We start from the raw sequence: 17,350 nt of genomic DNA, 5'->3' as shown, positions 1-17,350 counted from the left end.
GGAGGGGGACCATGCGAAGCATGGTGGAGGGGCACGCGCAGTCGAGCGCCGCGTCCGACCTCCTGTGCCCCTCCACCACCCTTCGGGTGGTCCCCCTCCCCCTATGGGGGAGGATCCGATGACGGCGCCCCTCCCCACGCGCCGTGATGAGGCGTGGCGGTATAGCGATATGGAGGCGCTGGCGCGCCTCTGGCCGCTGCCGGCACCCGAGAGCATCATGGTGCCCGCGGGCGGCAGTTTTGCGCGCGCGATCGTGCAGGACGCGGGCGCGATCCGGCAAATAGAGCTCACCCTTGGTAAGGGTGCGGTTGCCAAACTGCATGTTCTCAACATCGGCGGCGCCTATGGGCGCATCGAACTCGAGGTCACCCTCCATGAGGGCGCCGATTTCACGCTCGGCGCGGTGCAGATCGGCGGGCGGGAGCAAACGCTCGAGATCGTCACCACCGTCACCCACACCGAGCCCGGCGCGACCTCGCGGCAGGTGGTGCGGTCGGTGCTGGCGGGAACCGCGACGGGCACCTATCTCGGCAAGGTCGCGGTTGCGCGCGATGCGCAGGCGACCGACAGCGCGCAGGATGTAAAGGCGATGCTGCTGACGCGCAGCGCGACCGCCAACGCCAAGCCCGAACTCGAAATCTTCGCCGACGACGTCAAATGCGCGCACGGCTGCGCGATCGGCGAGCTCGATGCGGAAGCGCTCTTCTACCTCCAGTCGCGCGGGATGCCGCCCGCCGAGGCGAAGAAGATCTTGCTGCAGGCGTTCGTCGCCGGCGTGTTCGACGGGGCGGAGGACGAGGCGCGGTTGCAGGAACTGGCGCTGGCGAAATTGGGGGAATTGGTGTGAGCAGCGACGCGAAGATCCTCCCCGGAACGGGGAGGGGGACCAGCGAAGCTGGTGGAGGGGCACCCTCGGGTGAGCGCTCCGCCGATAGGTCGCGCAAACCGCCCGTGCCCCTCCACCATCCTGCGGATGGTCCCCCTCCCCGTTCCGGGGAGGATTTGAGGGCCGAGTTCCCCGGTCTCACCCCCGGCTGGCATTATCTCGACACCGCGGCGACGGCGCAGAAGCCGCAGGCGGTGATCGATGCCTGCACGCTGGCGATGGGGCGCGATTATGCGACCGTCCACCGCGGCGTCTATGCGCGGTCGGCCGACATGACGCTCGCCTATGAGGCGGCGCGGCGGCGGATCGCGGCGTTCATCGGCGGGACCGAGGAGCAGGTGACGTTCGTGCGCGGCGCGACCGAGGCGATCAACCTCGTCGCCTATTCGCATCCCCGCAAAGGCCGCGTGCTGCTCTCGACCCTCGAACATCACAGCAATATCGTGCCGTGGCAGCTCGCGGGCTGGGAGATCGACGTCTGCCCGCTGACGGCGGATGGCCGCATCGATCTGGACGCGGCGGAGACGCTGCTGACCCCCGATCACACGATGGTCGCCTTTGCCCATGTCTCGAACGTGCTCGGCAGCCCGCTCGACGTCGCGCGCGCGGCGGCACTCGCGCACCGCGTCGGCGCCGAGCTGCTGATCGACGGCTGCCAGGCGGTGCCGCGGCTGCCGGTCGATGTCGCCGCACTCGCCTGCGACTATTATGTCTTTTCGGGGCACAAGCTTTACGGCCCCACCGGCATCGGCGTGTTGTGGAGCGACAAGCTCGACGCGCTGGCGCCGTGGCAGGGCGGCGGGTCGATGATCGACCGCGTGACGTTCGAGAAGACGACCTACGCCCCTGCCCCCACCCGCTTCGAGGCCGGCACCCCGGCGATCGTCGAAGCGCTGGGGCTCGCCGCAGCGGCCGATTATGTTGCGGGACTGGGCGTCGAGGCGATTCATGCGCATGAATGCGCGCTGGTCGGCTCGTTGCGCGAACAGCTTGCGCGGCGGAACAGCATCACCCTGTTCGGCCCCGAGGACAGCGCCGGGATCGTCAGCTTCGCGATGGCGGGGGTCCATCCGCACGACATCGGCACGATCCTCGACGAAAGCGGGGTCGCGATCCGCGCCGGGCATCATTGCGCGCAGCCGCTGATGGCGCATCTCGGCGTGCCGGCGACGGCGCGCGCCAGCTTTGGACTTTACAGCAACGACGACGATGTGGCGGCGCTGATCGACGGTCTCGCCCGCGTCGAAAGGATTTTCGGATGAGCGACGAGCGGACGATCAGGATCGAGGAAGTGGAAAGCGTCGAGGCGCCGCCCAAGGCGCGCGTCGAGGACGCCGAGCCGGCTGCTGCAAAGCTGGAGCGCAAACGCGACTATCTGGAAGGCTTCCTCGCCGCCAAGCCGGCGGCCGACGATCCGAATGCGGTCGGCGGCGATCTCTACGAAGCCGTCATCAATGCGCTCAAGGACATCTACGATCCGGAAATCCCAGTGAATATCTATGACCTCGGCCTCATCTACAATGTCGAGATCGACGAGGGGCATGTGCTGATCACCATGACGCTGACCACCCCGCATTGCCCGGTCGCCGAATCGATGCCGGGCGAGGTCGAACTGCGCGTCGGCGCGGTGCCTGGCGTGGGCGATGCCGAGGTCAATCTGGTGTGGGATCCGCCCTGGTCGCCGCAGAATATGAGCGACGAGGCACGGCTCGAACTCGGGATGCTGTGATCGCAGGCGCGATCGGGGGTGGGCGCAGGCACGAACCATCCCTATATTGCACGAACCCACCCCCGACCCCTCCTGCAAGCCGGAGGGGGGAGATGACGATGACCGACACCAAGACCCGCACCCGCCCCGCCGCGGTAACGCTGACCCCGAACGCCGAGGCGCGCGTCGCCGCGCTGATGGCATCGGCACCCGAGGGCGCGATCGGGGTCAAGCTGTCGACCCCGCGGCGCGGCTGTTCCGGCCTCGCCTATTCGGTCGATTATGTGACCGAGGAAGCGAAGTTCGACGAGAAGATCGAGACGCCGGGCGGCCCCTTCTACATCGACGGCGCGTCGGTGCTCTATCTGATCGGCAGCGTCATGGACTGGGTCGAGGATGATTTCGCCGCGGGCTTCGTCTTCCAGAACCCCAACGCCAAGGGCGCCTGCGGCTGCGGCGAGAGCTTCACGGTCTAGGGTCAGATTGCTTCAAATCGACTCCGGTTTCCGTTCGTGTCGAGCGAAGTCGAGACACCCATCGGCCTTGCGCGACACCGATGGGCGTCTCGACTTCGGCCTTTGGCCGAAGTTTATCCTGAGCGCCTGCCAAGGCAGTCGAAGGGCTCGACACGAACGGTTCAAGCTAAAGCCCTCGGGGTCTAACGGCACACCGTCCACCCCAGCGGCCGTGCCGCCAGGTCGAGGTGGAAATGGCTGGCGTGCGCGGCATTGTGGTCGGGCGACAGCACCGTGCTGAACAGCCCGCACGACCCGTCGCGCACCGCGTGCAGGAACTCGCTCCGCACATCCTCGTCCTTCCAGTCGTTCAGCAACGAGACGCGCGTGCCGTCGGCGAGGATGAAGGCGGAGATGTCGATCGCATTGGCGGTCGAATGCTCGCTCTGCGCGCTCTGTCCCGCGATCTTGCGGCAATTATAGCTGCCGAGATTTTCGAGCGCGACGACCCGCTGCCCGAAATATTTCCGCGCCGCCGGCTGCACGACATCGCGCGTCCAGAGCGCCATCGCCGCGGTGACCGCGCAGCCCGGCGCCGCATTCGCGGGGCGCATCGTCGGCACCAGCCGGTCGCCGGTCAATATCATCCGCTGGCTGGCGCGGCATATCCCCTGCCCCACCACCGGGCGCCGCAGATAGCCCGCCTTGGCGCGGTCGAACGCCGCGAAACAGGCGGCATCGTCGGCGGCAAGCCGCAGCAGCTTGCGATGCGTCGCCCAGCCCCGCGGCTGGTCGAGCTCGAAGCGCGCGCCGGGAAAATGCTCGGGATGCTTCTTCGCCCACCCGATCGCCGAAATCGCGCCGAGCGTCAGCAGCACAGCGACGGCGAACCAGATCAGATAGGGGCGCAGGCCTGTCATGTGCCCCAGATGGCGCCCGGAAAGCCGCCGCACAAGACAGCACGTCAGAGCGGCTCGAACGTCACCGTGAGCCCGTCCTTCGGACGCGGGATCGGCAGCATCTGCCATTCGGGCGCATAGCCGTCGCGCACGACGATCCGATGCGTCGTCACGACATGGTGGAAGAAGATCTTCGCCTGCATATAGGCGAAGTGCAGCCCCAGGCACATATGCGCGCCGCCGCCGAAGGGAACCCAGGCATATTTGTGCCGCTCGCGCGTCGGCTCGGGCGCGAAGCGCATCGGGTCGAACGTTTCGGGGTCGGGCCAATGCTCCTCCATCATGTGGGTGAAGGCGGGGCTCACCCCGACACTGGTGCCAGCAGGGATGCGGTAGCCGCCGAACTCGAAATCCTTGAGCGCGCGGCGCGGGAAGGTCGGCACCGGCGGCACGAGGCGCAGCGATTCCTTGAACGCCCATTCGGTCATTTCGAGCTCGCCAAGGCCGTTGTGCCCGACCCCCTCGCCCGCGGGCGCGACGCTCAGCATCTCCTCGCGCAGCCGGTCCTGCCATTCGGGGTGCTTGGCGAGCTGCCATACCATCGTCGTGACCGAGCTGGTGATCGTATCGTGCGCTGCCATCATCAGGAAATTCATATGATCGACGATCGCGTCGACCGGCAGATATTCGCCGTCGTCGTCCCTCGCGCGGCAGATCTGGCTGAAGATATCCTCACCCGCGCCTTCGCGCCGCTCGGGCACCATCTTGCCGAAATAATCGACCAGAAAGGCGCGCCCCTTCGCGCCGCGCCCCATCGCGGTGAAAGGCAGCGGGCGGCGGACGACGCCGATCGATGCCTGCACCATGTCAACGAACGCCTTGTTGACCCTGTCGGCTTCCGGCCCCCACGGGATGCCGAGAAAGCTGGTCGCGGCAAGGTCGAGCGTCAGTTCCTTGATCGCGGGATAGAATTGGAACGACTTGCCGCTCCACGCGGCGACGCGGTCGCGAATCCCCTCGTTCAGCGAATCGGCATAATGGCGCATCGGTTCGGGCTTGAAGGCGATCGACAGCACCTTGCGGTCGGCGCGATGCTTCTCGAAATCCATCAGCATCAGCCCGCGCGGAAAGAGCAGGTTGAGCACCGGCCCCCAGCCCTGTTCGGACGAGAATATCTTGTCGCGGTCGAACATGATGAGTTCGTTCGCTTCGGGCCCATGCAGCGCGACGCTACGCCCGCCGAAGCTGTTGTTGCGATAGACGCGGCCGTATTTGGCGACCATCCGCCGCGCGAAGCCCGGATAGTCGCGCAATTGTTCGAGCGTGTTGCCAATCACCGGTAGGCCGTCCTCGCCCGGAATATGGTCGAGCAGGCTCTCGGGGCCGCGCGGCAGCCAATGCGCCGTGTCGGGCCCGAACCGGCTTTCCGACCATGTCAATTTCGCGGGGGCATTCATGCGCAAGACCTCGTCCATCGTTGCAATCGGCCGGAGGCTATCGAACTACTGACATCAATGCAAGTAACGCCGTGTCGGCCCGCGCTCTCCATTCACCGCAAATTCAACTCGACTCGCGCAATCTGGCACTCAAGATGACGGGTCGCATCCGTTGACCCTCCAAAGGACAAGACCATGCCTCAGAATTTCAGGCGCTCTCTCTCCATCGCGCTCGGCGCGCTCGCGACGACAACGCTCGGCGGCTGCTATTATGGCGACGTCTACGGCAGCAGCTATGCTTCGGGCGGCGACTGCGCGTCGCGCTATGGCGCCGATTATTACGACAGCGACGGCTATGCCTATGACGACGGCTATGGCTATGACTGCTACGACGCCGCCGATTACAGCGGCGGCTTCGCGCAGATCGGCTTCGGCGGCGGCTGGTACGACGATTATTATTATCCGGGCTACGGCATGTGGCTCTTCGACAGCTATCACAACCGCTATCCGCTGCGCGGCCAGTATCTGAACTATTGGGGCGGCCGCCGCGCCTGGTGGAAGCATCACAAGGATCGCCCGAACGGCGGCCACTGGACGCCGAGACCCGGTCAGGGAGGCCATGACGGCAAGCCCGGCCGCCCCGGCGGCTGGAATCACGGCGATCGCGACGGTTCGCACGCCAAGCCGCCGACCGCCGTCAATCCGAACCGCCCCGATCGCGGCCCCGGTGCCGCGCGTCCTTACCAGCCGCGACCGGGTGGCCATGGTGACGCGCGCCCCCCGCGCAACTGGTCGCCGGGCGCGAACGGCCCGCGCCGCCCGCAGGCTACGGCCCCCGCACCGGCGACGCCGCCCGCAGCACGGCCCTCCGCGGCAAGGCCGGCCGCGCCCGTCGCACGCCCGGCCGCTCCGGCGACACCGCGACGGGCAACACCCCCCAGGCGGCCGGACAGCCGTCACGAACGGCCGCAATAACCGCCGACATAATCAACGATCGGCGGGCGGCTGCTTTCGCTCGTCGGTCACCATATCCTCGGCCAGATCGAGCCCCCGCGCGCCGCGATGCACGGTGTGCGCGGGCGCGTGCGGGCGCTCGGCATCGACCGGCTCCTCGACCTCCAGCATCCCTTCCCATTTGGTGATGACGCTGGTCGCGACCGCGTTGCCGACGACATTGGTCGCGGTGCGCCCCATGTCGAGGAAATGGTCGATCGCAAAGACGAGCGCGACCCCTTCGACCGGCAGATCGAACATCGCCAGCGTCGCGGTGATGACGACCAGGCTGGCGCGCGGCACCGCGGCAATCCCCTTCGACGACACCATCAGCGTCAGCAGGATCAGGATCTGCGTCGTGATCGACAGCTCGATGTCATAGGCCTGCGCGATGAAGATCGTCGCGAAGCTGGCATACATCATCGATCCGTCGAGATTGAAGCTGTAACCCAAGGGCAGCACGAAGCCCGAGATGCGGCGCGGCACGCCGAAGCGGTCGAGCTGCTCGAACAGCTTGGGCATCGCCGCCTCCGACGAGGCGGTCGAGAAAGCGATCAGCAACGGCTCGCGGACATAGCGGATGAGCGAGAAGATGCGCGTGCGCAGAAAGATCGCCCCGGCGCCGAGGAGCAGCGTCCAGAGCAGCACCAGCGCGATGTAGAATTCGGTCAGCAGTTCCGCATAGGTGCCGAGGATGGCGAGGCCATATTGCGCGACGACCTTCGCCAGCGCCCCGAACACCGCGAGCGGCGCAAGGAGCATCACATAGCCGGTGATCTGGAGCATCAGCTCGGCCAGCGCCTCGGCGCCGCGCACGAGCGGCTTGCCCTTCTCCCCGATCGCGGTCAGGCCGATCCCCGCGAACAACGCGAAGACCAGGATCTGGAGGACATTATTCTCCGCCATCGCCTGCACGACGTTCTTGGGAAAGATATGCTCGATGAACTCGAACAGGTCGAGCTTCTTGACCTCGCCCACCTCGGCGGTCGAATGCGCGCCGACCGCCAGATGGAGTCCCGCGCCGGGTTCGAGCAGATTGACCATGACGAGGCCGAGGCTGATCGAAACCAGGCTGGCGAGAATGAACCAGGCGAGCGCGCGGGTGCCGATGCGGCCCAGCGCCGAACTGTCGCCCATATGCGCGATACCCGCGATGAGCGTGCCGAGGATCAACGGCGCGACGAGCATCTTGATCAGGTTGAGGAAGATGGTGGCGAGCGTGCCGAAACCGCGCAGCCAATATTCATAGGCCTGGCTGTCGGCGGGCACGAAGCTTCGCACCGCGAATCCGACGACGATGCCCAAAACCATGCCGATCAAGATGAAAACCGTAAGGCGACGCGCCATCCAATACTCCCCTGTCCCGCCGATGCGGTTGCTATCGGGCGGGGGTAACAGGCTGACTGGCCGCGGGCAATCTCAGGTCAGGAAAAACACGATCGCCAGACAGGTCGATACGCCGGTGATGATGTTCAGCGGCACGCCGATCCTGACGAAATCGACGAAGCGATAATCGCCGGCGGCATAGACGATCGTGTTGGTCTGATAGCCGATCGGCGTCGCGAAACAGGCCGACGCACCGATCATCAGTGCTATCACCAGCGGCCGCGGGTCGACGCCGAGTTCGGCCGCGATCGCGAGCGTCACCGGGGTCATCAGCGCCGCGACCGCATTGTTGCTGAGCAGTTCGGAGAGGATCAGCGCAAAGAAATAAATGCCGAAGACAAGCACCCAGAGGGGCGCACTGGCGAGCGACGGCTCGACCCAGCCGACCATCATCGCGACCGCGCCGCTGTTTTCGAGCGCGACGCCGACCGCGAGCATCGCGAAGATGAGGATCAGCACGTCGCCGTCGATCGTTCCCCACGCCTCGTCGCTGTCGATGCAGCGGGTGACGAGAATGACGCCGATGGCGATGATCGCGGCGACGCCGATCGGCATCACGTCGAGCGCCGCGAGGCTGACGACCCCCGCCATGCATAGTATCGCGATCCACGCCTTGCCGCGCCGGAAGGCCCGCGTCTTGGCAAGGTCGGCGCCGATCAGGCCGGGATTGTCGCGCAGCGCCTCGACCTCGCGCGGGCCGCCGGTGACGAGCAGCCGGTCGGCGGGACGGATGCGGACGCTCGCGAGGTCGGGACCGGCCTCGTGCAGCGGCCGGTCGAGGCCGATGATGCGCGCGCGGATCTTTTGCAGAAAGGGAATATCGGCGAGCCGCTGCCCGATCGACGGATGCGTGGGAGCGATCATCGTTTCGACGACCATGTCGCTCGCGGACGGCTCGCCGTTGCCGATTCCCAGCAGGAAGCGCCCCTGTTCGCGCCAGGTCACCAGCGTCGCGCCATCGACCCGAACGATCAGCCGGTCGCCGGCGGCAAGCGTCCAGTGATCGAGTTCGGCGCCGTGGACGACGGCCGAAGCGCGGCGCACGCCGATGACGCGGCCCGACCGCGGCAGGTCGCGAAACGCCTCGACCGTCATGCCGACCAGATCGTCGTCGTCACCGAGCACCAGTTCGGTCAGATATTGATGCGCATCGTGCGTCCCGGCGGCGCCCGCGATCGGCTTGTCCGAAGGCAGCAGCCACCACATCAGCCCGAGCGCGATCATCCCCGACGCGGCGGTGACGAGGCCGATCGGGGTGATCTCGAAAATGCCGAAACGCGGCATTCCGGCCTGCCGGACGATGCCGTCGACGACAAGGTTGGTCGATGTGCCGATGAGCGTCAGCGTGCCGCCGAGCACCGCCGCGATCGACAGCGGCATCAACAGCTTCTTCGCGCTGACCCCCGTGACTTCGGACAGTTTCATCATGATCGGCAGCAGCACGACGACGACCGGCGTGTTGTTAAGGAATGCCGAGGCGGCGAGCGCGCCGAGCAGCACCTCGACGATCGCAAGGCGCGGATGCTTTTCGGCGCGCGCCATGATCGCATCGGCGACGCGCTGGATCACCCCGGTGCGGATCAGCGCGCCCGACAGCACGAACATCGCGCCGATGACGATCGGCGCCGAGTTCGAAAACACCGAATAGGCCGCCTGGGCATCGAGGATGCCGAGCGCGAGATAGGTGCAGGCGCCGAGAATCGCGATCACCGTCGCGGGAAGACGTTCCATCAGAAAGCCGACGAACATCGCCGCCAGGATCACCAACGACAGGACCGCTTGATGCGCTTCGATGAAGGATCGCAGCGCCTCGATCATATGTCAGCCGTTCTGCGCGCGGTGGAGCAATTTATGGTCGGCGAGGACGAGCGCCATCATCGCTTCGACCACCGGCGCGCCGCGGATGCCGACGCAGGGGTCGTGGCGGCCCTTGGTGACAATGTCGGCCGCCTCGCCCGCGCGGTTGATCGTCGGCACGGGGGTTAGGATCGAGCTCGTCGGCTTGAACGCGACGCGGACGACAACCGGCTGCCCGGTCGAAATGCCACCCGCGATGCCACCGGCATTGTTCGACAGGAAATCGGGGTGGTTGCTGCCGTCGCTCGCGGGGCGCATCGCGTCGGCATTCTCCTCGCCGCGCAGGCGCGCGGCCTCAAAACCGGCGCCGATCTCGACGCCCTTGACCGCGTTGATCCCCATCATCGCGGCGGCAAGGTCGCTGTCGAGCTTGGCATAAACCGGCGCGCCCCAGCCCGCCGGAACGCCGCTCGCCGCGCATTCGACGACCGCGCCCAGCGAACTGCCCGCCTTGCGCGCGGCGTCCATCATTCCCTCCCAGCGCTGCGCCGCGGCCGGATCGGGGCAGAAAAAGGGGTTGCGGTCGATTTCCTCGAGATCGAAATTTTCGGGATCGATCGCATCGCCGCCGATCTCCGCCACCCAGGCATGAATCTGCACCTCGGGGATCACCAGCCGCGCGACGCCGCCCGCGGCGACGCGCGCCGCCGTCTCGCGCGCGCTCGACCGGCCACCGCCGCGATAGTCGCGGATGCCATATTTGGCGTCATAGGCATAATCGGCGTGGCCGGGGCGATAGGCCTGCGCGATTTCGCCATAATCCTTCGATCTTTGGTCGACATTCTCGATCATCAGGCTGATCGGGGTGCCCGTCGTCTTGCCCTCGAACACCCCCGACAGGATGCGTGCCTGGTCGGGTTCCTGCCGCTGCGTCGTATGGCGCGACTGGCCGGGGCGCCGCTTGTCGAGATAGGGCTGGAGGTCGCCCTCCGACAGCGACAGCCGCGGCGGACAGCCGTCGACCACCGCGCCGAGCGCGGGTCCGTGGCTCTCCCCCCAGGTCGTGAACCGAAACACGCGTCCGAAGCTGTTGAAACTCATGCGCGCGGCGTCCTGTCCATGAACTCGATCCGGTTGCCGAAGGGGTCTTCGGTAAAAAAGCGGTAACGCCCATCGACCGGGCTGTCATCCTTCGCCTTGTGGCCGCCCGCCTCGACCCGCGCGCGCAGCGCGTCGAGCGCGTCGGTCGACAGCGCGACATGCGCCTTTTTGGCGGGGCGGAAATCGGCCTCGACGCCCAGATGCAACTGACGCGCGCCGACCGCGAACCAGCAGCCCCCGCGCGCCGCCATATCGGCGGGCTTGGGCAGTTCGGTCAGGCCGAGCAGGTCGCCGTAAAAGCTGCGCGCCTCCGCTTCGCCCCCAACCGGGATGGCGATCTGCACATGATCGATGGCGAGCGCAGGGTCCATGCCCGCGCGATGGCGGGAAATACGCCGAAATTCAACCCTTGTCAGCCGAGCCGGCCAAAGGCGGGGGCATAGTCCGCGCGGCCGCCGCGGGGCCAGTCCGCTTCGGGATCGAGCATCTGCGCCATCAGATGCGGCCCGGCGAACGGCGACGCGAATCGCGCCGCAAGCTCGGGCAAATAGCCGAAGCGCGGATAATAAGCGGCATCGCCGAGAACGAAACTCATTGCGATCCCACGCACGCGCAACGCATCGAGCCCGGCGCGAATCAGCGCGCCGCCAATGCCCTGCCCTTGCCGTTCGGGCGAGACCGCGACCGGCGCGAGCCCGGCCGCCGACAGCGCCGCGCCATCGGCTTCGACGTCCATCCGGCTGAACAGGACATGCCCGACGACAACGCCCGCAATCTCGGCGACGAGCGAAACGAGCCCATCGCCATCGGCCTCCAGCATACGCACCAGTTCTGCCTCGCCCTGATGGCCGAAGCCGGTTCCGGCAAAGGCGGCGCGGACGACCCCGTCGATGGCATCGGCATCCGCCGCCGTGGCGGCGCGGATGACGAGGCCGTCAGGCAAGCGCGATGTCCGGCGCGTCTTCCTGCTTCATCCCGACGGTGTGATAGCCCGCGTCGACATGATGCGTTTCGCCGGTGACGCCCGACGCAAGGTCGCTGAGCAGATAGAGCGCCGAGCCGCCGACATCGTCGATCGTGACGTTGCGGCGCAGCGGGGCATTATGCTCGTTCCACTTGAGGATTAGGCGGAAATCGCCGATGCCGCTTGCGGCCAGCGTCTTGATCGGCCCGGCCGAGATCGCGTTCACGCGCACTCCCTGCGGGCCGTAGTCGTTGGCGAGATATTTGACGCTGGTTTCCAGCGCCGATTTGGCGACGCCCATGACGTTGTAGTGCGGGATCACCTTCTCGGCGCCGTAATAGCTCAATGTCAGCAGCGATCCGCCGCCCGCGCCCGTTTCGGGGTCGAAGGGCGTCATCATCGCCGCGGCGCGCTTGGCGACCGCGGTGAAGCTGTAGACGCTGATGTTCATCGTCATCAGGAAATCGTCGAGCGTCACGTCGGCATAATGGCCGCGCAGCGCCTCCTTGTTGGTATAGCCGATCGCGTGGACGACGAAATCGATCGTCGGCCAACGCGCGCCGAGCGTCGCGAAGGCCGCGTCGAGATTGTCCATGTCGGCAACATCGCAATCGATCAGGAAATCGCAGCCAAGCTGGTCGGCGAGCGGCTTCACCCGCTTTTCCATCACCTCGCCCTGATAGCTGATCGCGAGTTCGGCGCCGTGCGCGTGGAGCGCCTTCGCGATTCCCCAGGCGAGCGACTTGTCGTTCGCAAGGCCCATGATCAGCCCGCGCTTGCCCTTCATCAGACCCGTCATTCCGTTTCTCCGGCCTTTTTCTCTTCGACAATGATGTCGTCCACGCGCCCAATAGCGTCGTGTCCCAAATCCTCAACCTCGACGAGTGCGGCGTTGAGTTCGGCACCGATCACCATACCCAATCCGACGAGATAGAAAAAGAACAGCGCGACCATCACCCCGGCCAGGCTGCCATAGGTCGCGTCATAGCTCATCAGGCTGGCGAGCAGCGGCGGCAGCGCAAGCGTGACCGCGACCCACCAGAGCGTGGTGAACAGCGCGCCCGGCCATTTGGGGCATTTGAGGCGGCGGTATTTCGACGGAGTGAGCGAATAGAAGAGCATGTAGATGGCGAGAAACAATCCCGCCGCCGACACGATGCGCGACAGCGCGACCGTTCCCGCCGCCTGATAGGCGGAGGGCAGCACGCGCGTCACAAATTGCTCGATACCGACGATCAGCACCTGCATGCTGAACGACAGGATCATCAGCACGACCGCGCCGGTGATGATGCCGATCGACAGCAGGCGATAGTGGAAGAATCCGCGCGAGAAATGGGTGCCATAAGCGCGGCGCAATATGTCGCGCATCGTCTCGATGAAGCTGCCGACGGTCCACAACGCGACGATCGCGCCGAGCCACAGGAAAATGCCAGTGCGCGCGCCCATCACCTCGCGAATCGGTCCCGCCAGCGCCTTGGCGACGGTCGGCGGCATGACCGAGAACACCGCCTCGATCGCCGCCTCGCCCCCCGCGCTGCCGCCGAGCAGGCTGACGACGGCGGCGACGAGGATGAAGAAGGGGAACAGCGCGATCAGCGCGAGATAGGCAAGGTTGCCCGCGTGGATGAAGCCGTCGGTATAGGTGCCGACAAGCACCCGGCGCATCACCCGGAAAACGCGCGTTCCCGGCCCCAGCGTCTCGCGCCCGCGTTCGAGGACGCCCTGCGCCCGCGCACGCAATTTGACGCGCTTCGCGCGTTCGGCACGCGCTTCGGGCGAATGCGGCGAATGGCCTTCGGCCAGGAAGAGCTGATCGACCTCGGCGGCCACTTCGCGTTCGAGCGCGGCCGCCACTTTTTTCTCGCCCGGCTCAGCCACGCATCACACGCCGAGGTCCGCCCGCACGGCGCGGCCGTCGGTCCAGGCCTCGACCAGCTTGGCAAGCTCGGCATCCTCCTTGGGGATATCGACCATCAGCCGCACGAGTTGATCGCCGCGACTGCCGCCCTTGCGGCTGAACCCCTTGCCCTTGAGCCGCATCACCTTGCCCGAGGTCGAGCCGGCGGGGATCGACAGCATCACCGGGCCGTCGACGGTGGGCACCTTGATCTTCGCCCCCTTGACCGCCTCGTTCAGCGTGATCGGCAGGTCGAGCCGGATATTGTCGCCGTCGCGCTCGTAGAAAGGATGGTCGCCGACGCTGATCGTGACGATGCCGTCGCCCGGCCCCGCGGCGCCGGGCTGCCCCTTGCCCGCGAGGCGCATCTGGGTGCCGGTCTCGACCCCGGCGGGGAGTTTGAGGTCGATCGTCTTGCCGTCAGCGAGGGTGATGCGCTGCATTGCCTGCGTCGCCGCGTCGACGAAGGACACCGACAGGCGATAGGCGACGTTCGCGCCCTTCGCGGGCGGCGGCGCGTGGCGGCCGCCGCCGAAGCCGAACGGCCCGCCGCCACCGCCGCCGCGTCCGCCGAACAGCCCCTCGAAAATATCGCCGAAATCGGCGCCGTCGCCGCCAAAGCCGCCCTGTGGCTGCCCGCGCGGGTCGCCGCGGAAACCGCCGCCTCCGCCGCCGAAGCCGAAGGGCATGGCGGGATTGCCGTCGGCGTCGATCTCGCCGCGGTCGAACTGCGCGCGCTTCGTCTTGTCGGACAGCAGGTCATAAGCCTTGGTGACGTCGGAGAATTTCTCCGCCGCGTTCGGCTTGTCCTTGTTGCGGTCGGGATGCAGTTCCTTGGCGAGCTTGCGGTAAGCGGACTTGATCTCCGCTTCGCTCGCGCTTTTCGCGACGCCGAGGGTGGAATAGGGATCTGCCATCTGTCTTCTGTAGCCCGATAAGTGACTGGCCGTGAAGGCCTGATGAGCGCGCGATGTGGTGCGGGTATTCGAGACGGTCAAGTCTACTTCCCTCGTCACCCCGGACTTGATCCGGGGTCCCGCTCCGAAACGGCGAGAAGCGGGACCCCGGATCAAGTCCGGGGTGACGAAGAAGGAAAGCATGTCTTTCGCTCGACCATCGCCGCGCGCCGCATTATGACCGCGCGCATGACGACCGATCCCTTTCCCCTGTTCGACGCCTGGCTCGCCGAAGCGCGCGCGAGCGAACCCAATGACGGCAACGCGATGGCGCTCGCGACCGCGACGCCCGATGGCCGCCCCTCGGTGCGCATGGTGCTGCTCAAGGGGCATGGCCCGGACGGCTTTATCTTCTATACCAATCTCGACAGCCGCAAGGGCGGCGAACTCGCCGCGAACCCGCAGGTCGCATTGCTCTTTCACTGGAAATCGCTGCGCCGCCAGATCCGTATCGAGGGGCCGGTCGCGCCGGTCGAGGACAGCGTCGCCGACGCCTATTTCGCGACGCGCAGCCGCGACAGCCAGCTCGGCGCCTGGGCGAGCGATCAGTCGCGCCCGCTGGACGACCGTGCGACCTTCGAAGCGCGCTTCGCCGAAATGCAGGCGCGCTTCGCGGGGCAGGACGTCCCGCGCCCGCCGCGCTGGTCAGGCTGGCGCGTCACGCCCGAGCGGATCGAATATTGGCAGGACCGCGAACATCGCCTGCACGAGCGCAATCTCTATGTGCGGGGCGACGACGGCTGGACGAAAGGGCTTCTCTATCCATGACCGCGCTGCGTTCCTTTCCGGTCACCCGCGTCGACGCCTTCGCCGACCGGCCGTTCACCGGCAATCCGGCGGCGGTAATGCCGCTCGAGGAATGGCTGAGCGACGAGGTGCTGCAGGCGATGGCAGCGGAGAATAATCTCGCCGAAACCGCCTTCCTCGTCCCCGATGAGAGCGGCGAGGCCGATTATGAGCTGCGCTGGTTCACCCCGGCGATTGAGGTCGCGCTTTGCGGCCATGCGACGCTGGCGAGCGGGCATGTGCTGCTCTCGGCCGCCCAATGGCGGAACGAGATGCGCTTCCGCACCCGCAAGGCCGGCATATTGCAGGTCGCGCGGAACGGCGACGACGAAGGCTATCGCATGGAACTGCCCGCCTATCGCGCCGGCGCCAAGCCGCTGCCCGACATTGCGCGCGCAATGGGCGGCGACGTCGTCGAGACGCTGTGGCACGACGGCGGCTATGCGCTGATCGTCTATCACAGCGCCGAGGAGGTCCGCGCGCTGACGCCAGATCTCGCCCTGCTGTCCGGGGGCGACATCCTCTATATCGCGACTGCGCCCGGTGCGGGCGATCCGTCGGGCGCCGACGTCGTCAGCCGCGCCTTCGCCCCCGGCGCCGGCATTCCCGAGGATCCGGTCACCGGATCGGCACACAGCGTGCTGACACCCTATTGGACCACCCGCCTCGGCCGCGACGCCTTTGCGGCTTATCAGGCCAGCATGCGCGGCGGGCATGTGGGGTGTCGGCTGATCGGCGACAGGGTCGAACTGACGGGGCGCTGCGTGACGACGCTGGTGGGAGAATTTCTGCTGTAGCGAGTCGGCCTTCGAGTGGAGAGTGGACGGTCGTTTCCTACTTTCGTCATCCCCGCGAAGGCGGGGATCCAGCTTTCCTTCATCGTAGCCAAGCGGGATCCCCGCCTTCGCGGGGATGACGGGAAACGGTCACAAATGGCCATCCCGAAGCATAACTCAAAGCGCCGCCGTCAAATCCGCCAGATGCCGCCTGAGCGCCGGAAACTGATCGTCCTTGGTGATCCCCAGCCGCACGATCGTCACCCGCTGCGACGGCGAGACGATGATATATTGCCCCTGATGGCCGATGCAGGCGAACAGGTCGTTCGGACCGCGGTCGGGCCATAGCGCGACATCGGCGCCCTGCGGACGGCGGCGGTTGAGCCAGATATGGCCGCCATAGCCCGGATCATCCTCCGACGGGGTCAGCATGAAGCGCATCCACGTCTCGGGAAGCAGCCGCTGGCCACCCGCGACGCCATGGTTGCGCAGGAACTCGCCGAACTTCGCATAGTCGCGCGCGGTGGCGTGCATGATCGAGCCGCCGATCATCGTGCCTTTGGCATCGAACTCGGGGGTCAGGCTGGTCATGCCGAGCGGTTCGACCAGCCGCCCCTGGATGAAGTCGCGCACGGCGTCGCGCCGCGCTTCGGGATTTTGCGAGGGGGTCAGCGTGTCCGCCAATATGTCGGCAAGAATGACGCTGGTCGCCGAACTGTAGTTGAATATCTCGCCCGGTTTGGCGGCCGCGGGCTTGGCTTCGGCAAAGGCGGCCATATCGCCCGCGCCGCCGCCGAACAGCATCTCGACCGTATCGCCCTTCCACACCGGGTCGCCCGTTTCGACATGCTCGAGCCCCGAGGCCATGTGCAGCAGGTGGCGCAGCGTGATCGCACCGCGCGGATCGCCGGTCCGCTGCCACGCCGCGACCGGTGCCGGGGCATCGAGCGATAATTGCCCGTCGGCGACGAGGAAGCCGATGAGCACCGCGGTGATGCTTTTCGCCATCGACCAGCTTATCAGCTTCGAGTTGCGGTCGAAGCCATGTCCATAGCGTTCGTAGACCGGATCGCCGTCGCGCAGCACAAGCAGCGCGCGCGTTTCGCCGACATCGTCAGCATCGGTGAACAGCGCGTCGGCCTTGGCGCGGATCGTCGGATCGAGCGCGGGAAGCGCGGGCGAGGCGTCGACCGGCCGGGCCTCGCCGATCGGGGTACCGGACTGCCCCGCCGCCCCGGCGAGCGACCAGCCGCCGAGCAGCAACAGCGCGGCACTTGCCAGCATGGCTTTTTTCGTGATCATGGCGACCC

The 17,350-nt window shown here is 66.7% G+C and carries 18 protein-coding genes; 7 read left to right on the top strand and 11 right to left on the bottom strand.

Going from position 1 to position 17,350, the window contains the following annotated elements:
• The first annotated feature begins 118 nt into the window (after positions 1-118).
• The 4 genes from VHO04_RS03670 (at position 119) to VHO04_RS03655 (ending at position 3,070) form a co-directional block, all read left to right on the top strand.
• Entirely contained in the window at positions 119-847 is a 729-nt protein-coding gene (locus VHO04_RS03670; protein ID WP_329627051.1) for a SufD family Fe-S cluster assembly protein, read from the top strand.
• Between the two features lie 155 nt (positions 848-1,002).
• Positions 1,003-2,148, top strand: coding sequence for a cysteine desulfurase (locus VHO04_RS03665; protein WP_329627050.1), 1,146 nt, complete (start codon positions 1,003-1,005; stop codon positions 2,146-2,148).
• Positions 2,145-2,615: an SUF system Fe-S cluster assembly protein gene (locus VHO04_RS03660; protein ID WP_297662862.1), complete on the top strand. Its 471-nt coding sequence runs from the start codon at positions 2,145-2,147 to the stop codon at positions 2,613-2,615. The genes VHO04_RS03665 and VHO04_RS03660 overlap by 4 nt, the downstream gene beginning before the upstream one ends.
• A gap of 92 nt (positions 2,616-2,707) precedes the next feature.
• Positions 2,708-3,070, top strand: coding sequence for an iron-sulfur cluster assembly accessory protein (locus tag VHO04_RS03655; RefSeq protein WP_329627049.1), 363 nt, complete (start codon positions 2,708-2,710; stop codon positions 3,068-3,070).
• 182 nt (positions 3,071-3,252) lie between these two features.
• Here the strand turns inward: VHO04_RS03655 and VHO04_RS03650 are convergent, their stop codons facing one another.
• Both VHO04_RS03650 and VHO04_RS03645 read right to left on the bottom strand, forming a co-directional pair.
• Complete coding sequence (locus VHO04_RS03650) at positions 3,253-3,969, bottom strand: extensin family protein (RefSeq protein ID WP_329627048.1); 717 nt, start codon at positions 3,967-3,969, stop codon at positions 3,253-3,255.
• Positions 3,970-4,013: 44 nt separating this feature from the next.
• Positions 4,014-5,405, bottom strand: coding sequence for a cytochrome P450 (locus tag VHO04_RS03645; RefSeq protein ID WP_329627047.1), 1,392 nt, complete (start codon positions 5,403-5,405; stop codon positions 4,014-4,016).
• 174 nt (positions 5,406-5,579) lie between these two features.
• Here VHO04_RS03645 and VHO04_RS03640 point away from each other — a divergent pair, with 174 nt between their 5' ends.
• Positions 5,580-6,359 carry a hypothetical protein gene (locus tag VHO04_RS03640; RefSeq protein ID WP_329627046.1) on the top strand — a complete coding sequence of 260 codons (780 nt, stop codon included), beginning with the start codon at positions 5,580-5,582 and terminating at the stop codon, positions 6,357-6,359.
• Between the two features lie 12 nt (positions 6,360-6,371).
• Here VHO04_RS03640 and VHO04_RS03635 read toward each other — a convergent pair whose 3' ends face one another.
• The 8 genes from VHO04_RS03635 to VHO04_RS03600 all read right to left on the bottom strand — a co-directional run bounded on the left by VHO04_RS03635 (position 6,372) and on the right by VHO04_RS03600 (position 14,439).
• Positions 6,372-7,724 (bottom strand): dicarboxylate/amino acid:cation symporter, encoded by a 1,353-nt coding sequence (locus tag VHO04_RS03635; protein WP_329627045.1) that lies wholly within the window; start codon positions 7,722-7,724, stop codon positions 6,372-6,374.
• A gap of 72 nt (positions 7,725-7,796) precedes the next feature.
• Positions 7,797-9,581: an SLC13 family permease gene (locus tag VHO04_RS03630; RefSeq protein ID WP_329627044.1), complete on the bottom strand. Its 1,785-nt coding sequence runs from the start codon at positions 9,579-9,581 to the stop codon at positions 7,797-7,799.
• 3 nt (positions 9,582-9,584) lie between these two features.
• Positions 9,585-10,661 (bottom strand): chorismate synthase, encoded by a 1,077-nt coding sequence (gene aroC, locus VHO04_RS03625; RefSeq protein ID WP_329627043.1) that lies wholly within the window; start codon positions 10,659-10,661, stop codon positions 9,585-9,587.
• Entirely contained in the window at positions 10,658-11,032 is a 375-nt protein-coding gene (locus tag VHO04_RS03620; RefSeq protein ID WP_329627042.1) for a VOC family protein, read from the bottom strand. Before VHO04_RS03620 ends, aroC begins: the two co-directional genes overlap by 4 nt.
• Positions 11,033-11,073: 41 nt before the next feature.
• Positions 11,074-11,604: an N-acetyltransferase gene (locus tag VHO04_RS03615; protein WP_329627041.1), complete on the bottom strand. Its 531-nt coding sequence runs from the start codon at positions 11,602-11,604 to the stop codon at positions 11,074-11,076.
• A complete protein-coding gene (locus VHO04_RS03610; protein ID WP_329627040.1) occupies positions 11,597-12,424 on the bottom strand; it encodes an SDR family oxidoreductase in 828 nt (275 codons plus the stop codon). Before VHO04_RS03610 ends, VHO04_RS03615 begins: the two co-directional genes overlap by 8 nt.
• A complete protein-coding gene (locus VHO04_RS03605) occupies positions 12,421-13,503 on the bottom strand; it encodes a YihY/virulence factor BrkB family protein (protein WP_329627039.1) in 1,083 nt (360 codons plus the stop codon). The genes VHO04_RS03610 and VHO04_RS03605 overlap by 4 nt, the downstream gene beginning before the upstream one ends.
• Before the next feature lie 3 nt (positions 13,504-13,506).
• Positions 13,507-14,439 carry a DnaJ C-terminal domain-containing protein gene (locus VHO04_RS03600; RefSeq protein ID WP_329627038.1) on the bottom strand — a complete coding sequence of 311 codons (933 nt, stop codon included), beginning with the start codon at positions 14,437-14,439 and terminating at the stop codon, positions 13,507-13,509.
• A gap of 228 nt (positions 14,440-14,667) precedes the next feature.
• Here VHO04_RS03600 and pdxH point away from each other — a divergent pair, with 228 nt between their 5' ends.
• On the top strand, positions 14,668-15,246 hold the full coding sequence (gene pdxH / locus VHO04_RS03595; RefSeq protein WP_329627037.1) for a pyridoxamine 5'-phosphate oxidase: 579 nt from the start codon (positions 14,668-14,670) through the stop codon (positions 15,244-15,246).
• The gene (locus VHO04_RS03590) at positions 15,243-16,061 is read left to right on the top strand and encodes a PhzF family phenazine biosynthesis protein (protein WP_329627036.1); all 819 of its coding nucleotides are present in this window, start codon (positions 15,243-15,245) and stop codon (positions 16,059-16,061) included. The genes pdxH and VHO04_RS03590 overlap by 4 nt, the downstream gene beginning before the upstream one ends.
• A 156-nt stretch (positions 16,062-16,217) precedes the next feature.
• Here the strand turns inward: VHO04_RS03590 and VHO04_RS03585 are convergent, their stop codons facing one another.
• Positions 16,218-17,342, bottom strand: a complete 1,125-nt coding sequence (locus VHO04_RS03585; RefSeq protein WP_329627035.1) for a serine hydrolase — start codon at positions 17,340-17,342, stop codon at positions 16,218-16,220.
• Positions 17,343-17,350 lie beyond the last annotated feature (8 nt).

Origin of the sequence: Sphingopyxis sp. (genome assembly GCF_036261875.1) — a bacterium.
Taxonomy (GTDB): Bacteria; Pseudomonadota; Alphaproteobacteria; order Sphingomonadales; family Sphingomonadaceae; genus Sphingopyxis.
This window is presented reverse-complemented; position numbering and strand designations above follow the sequence as displayed.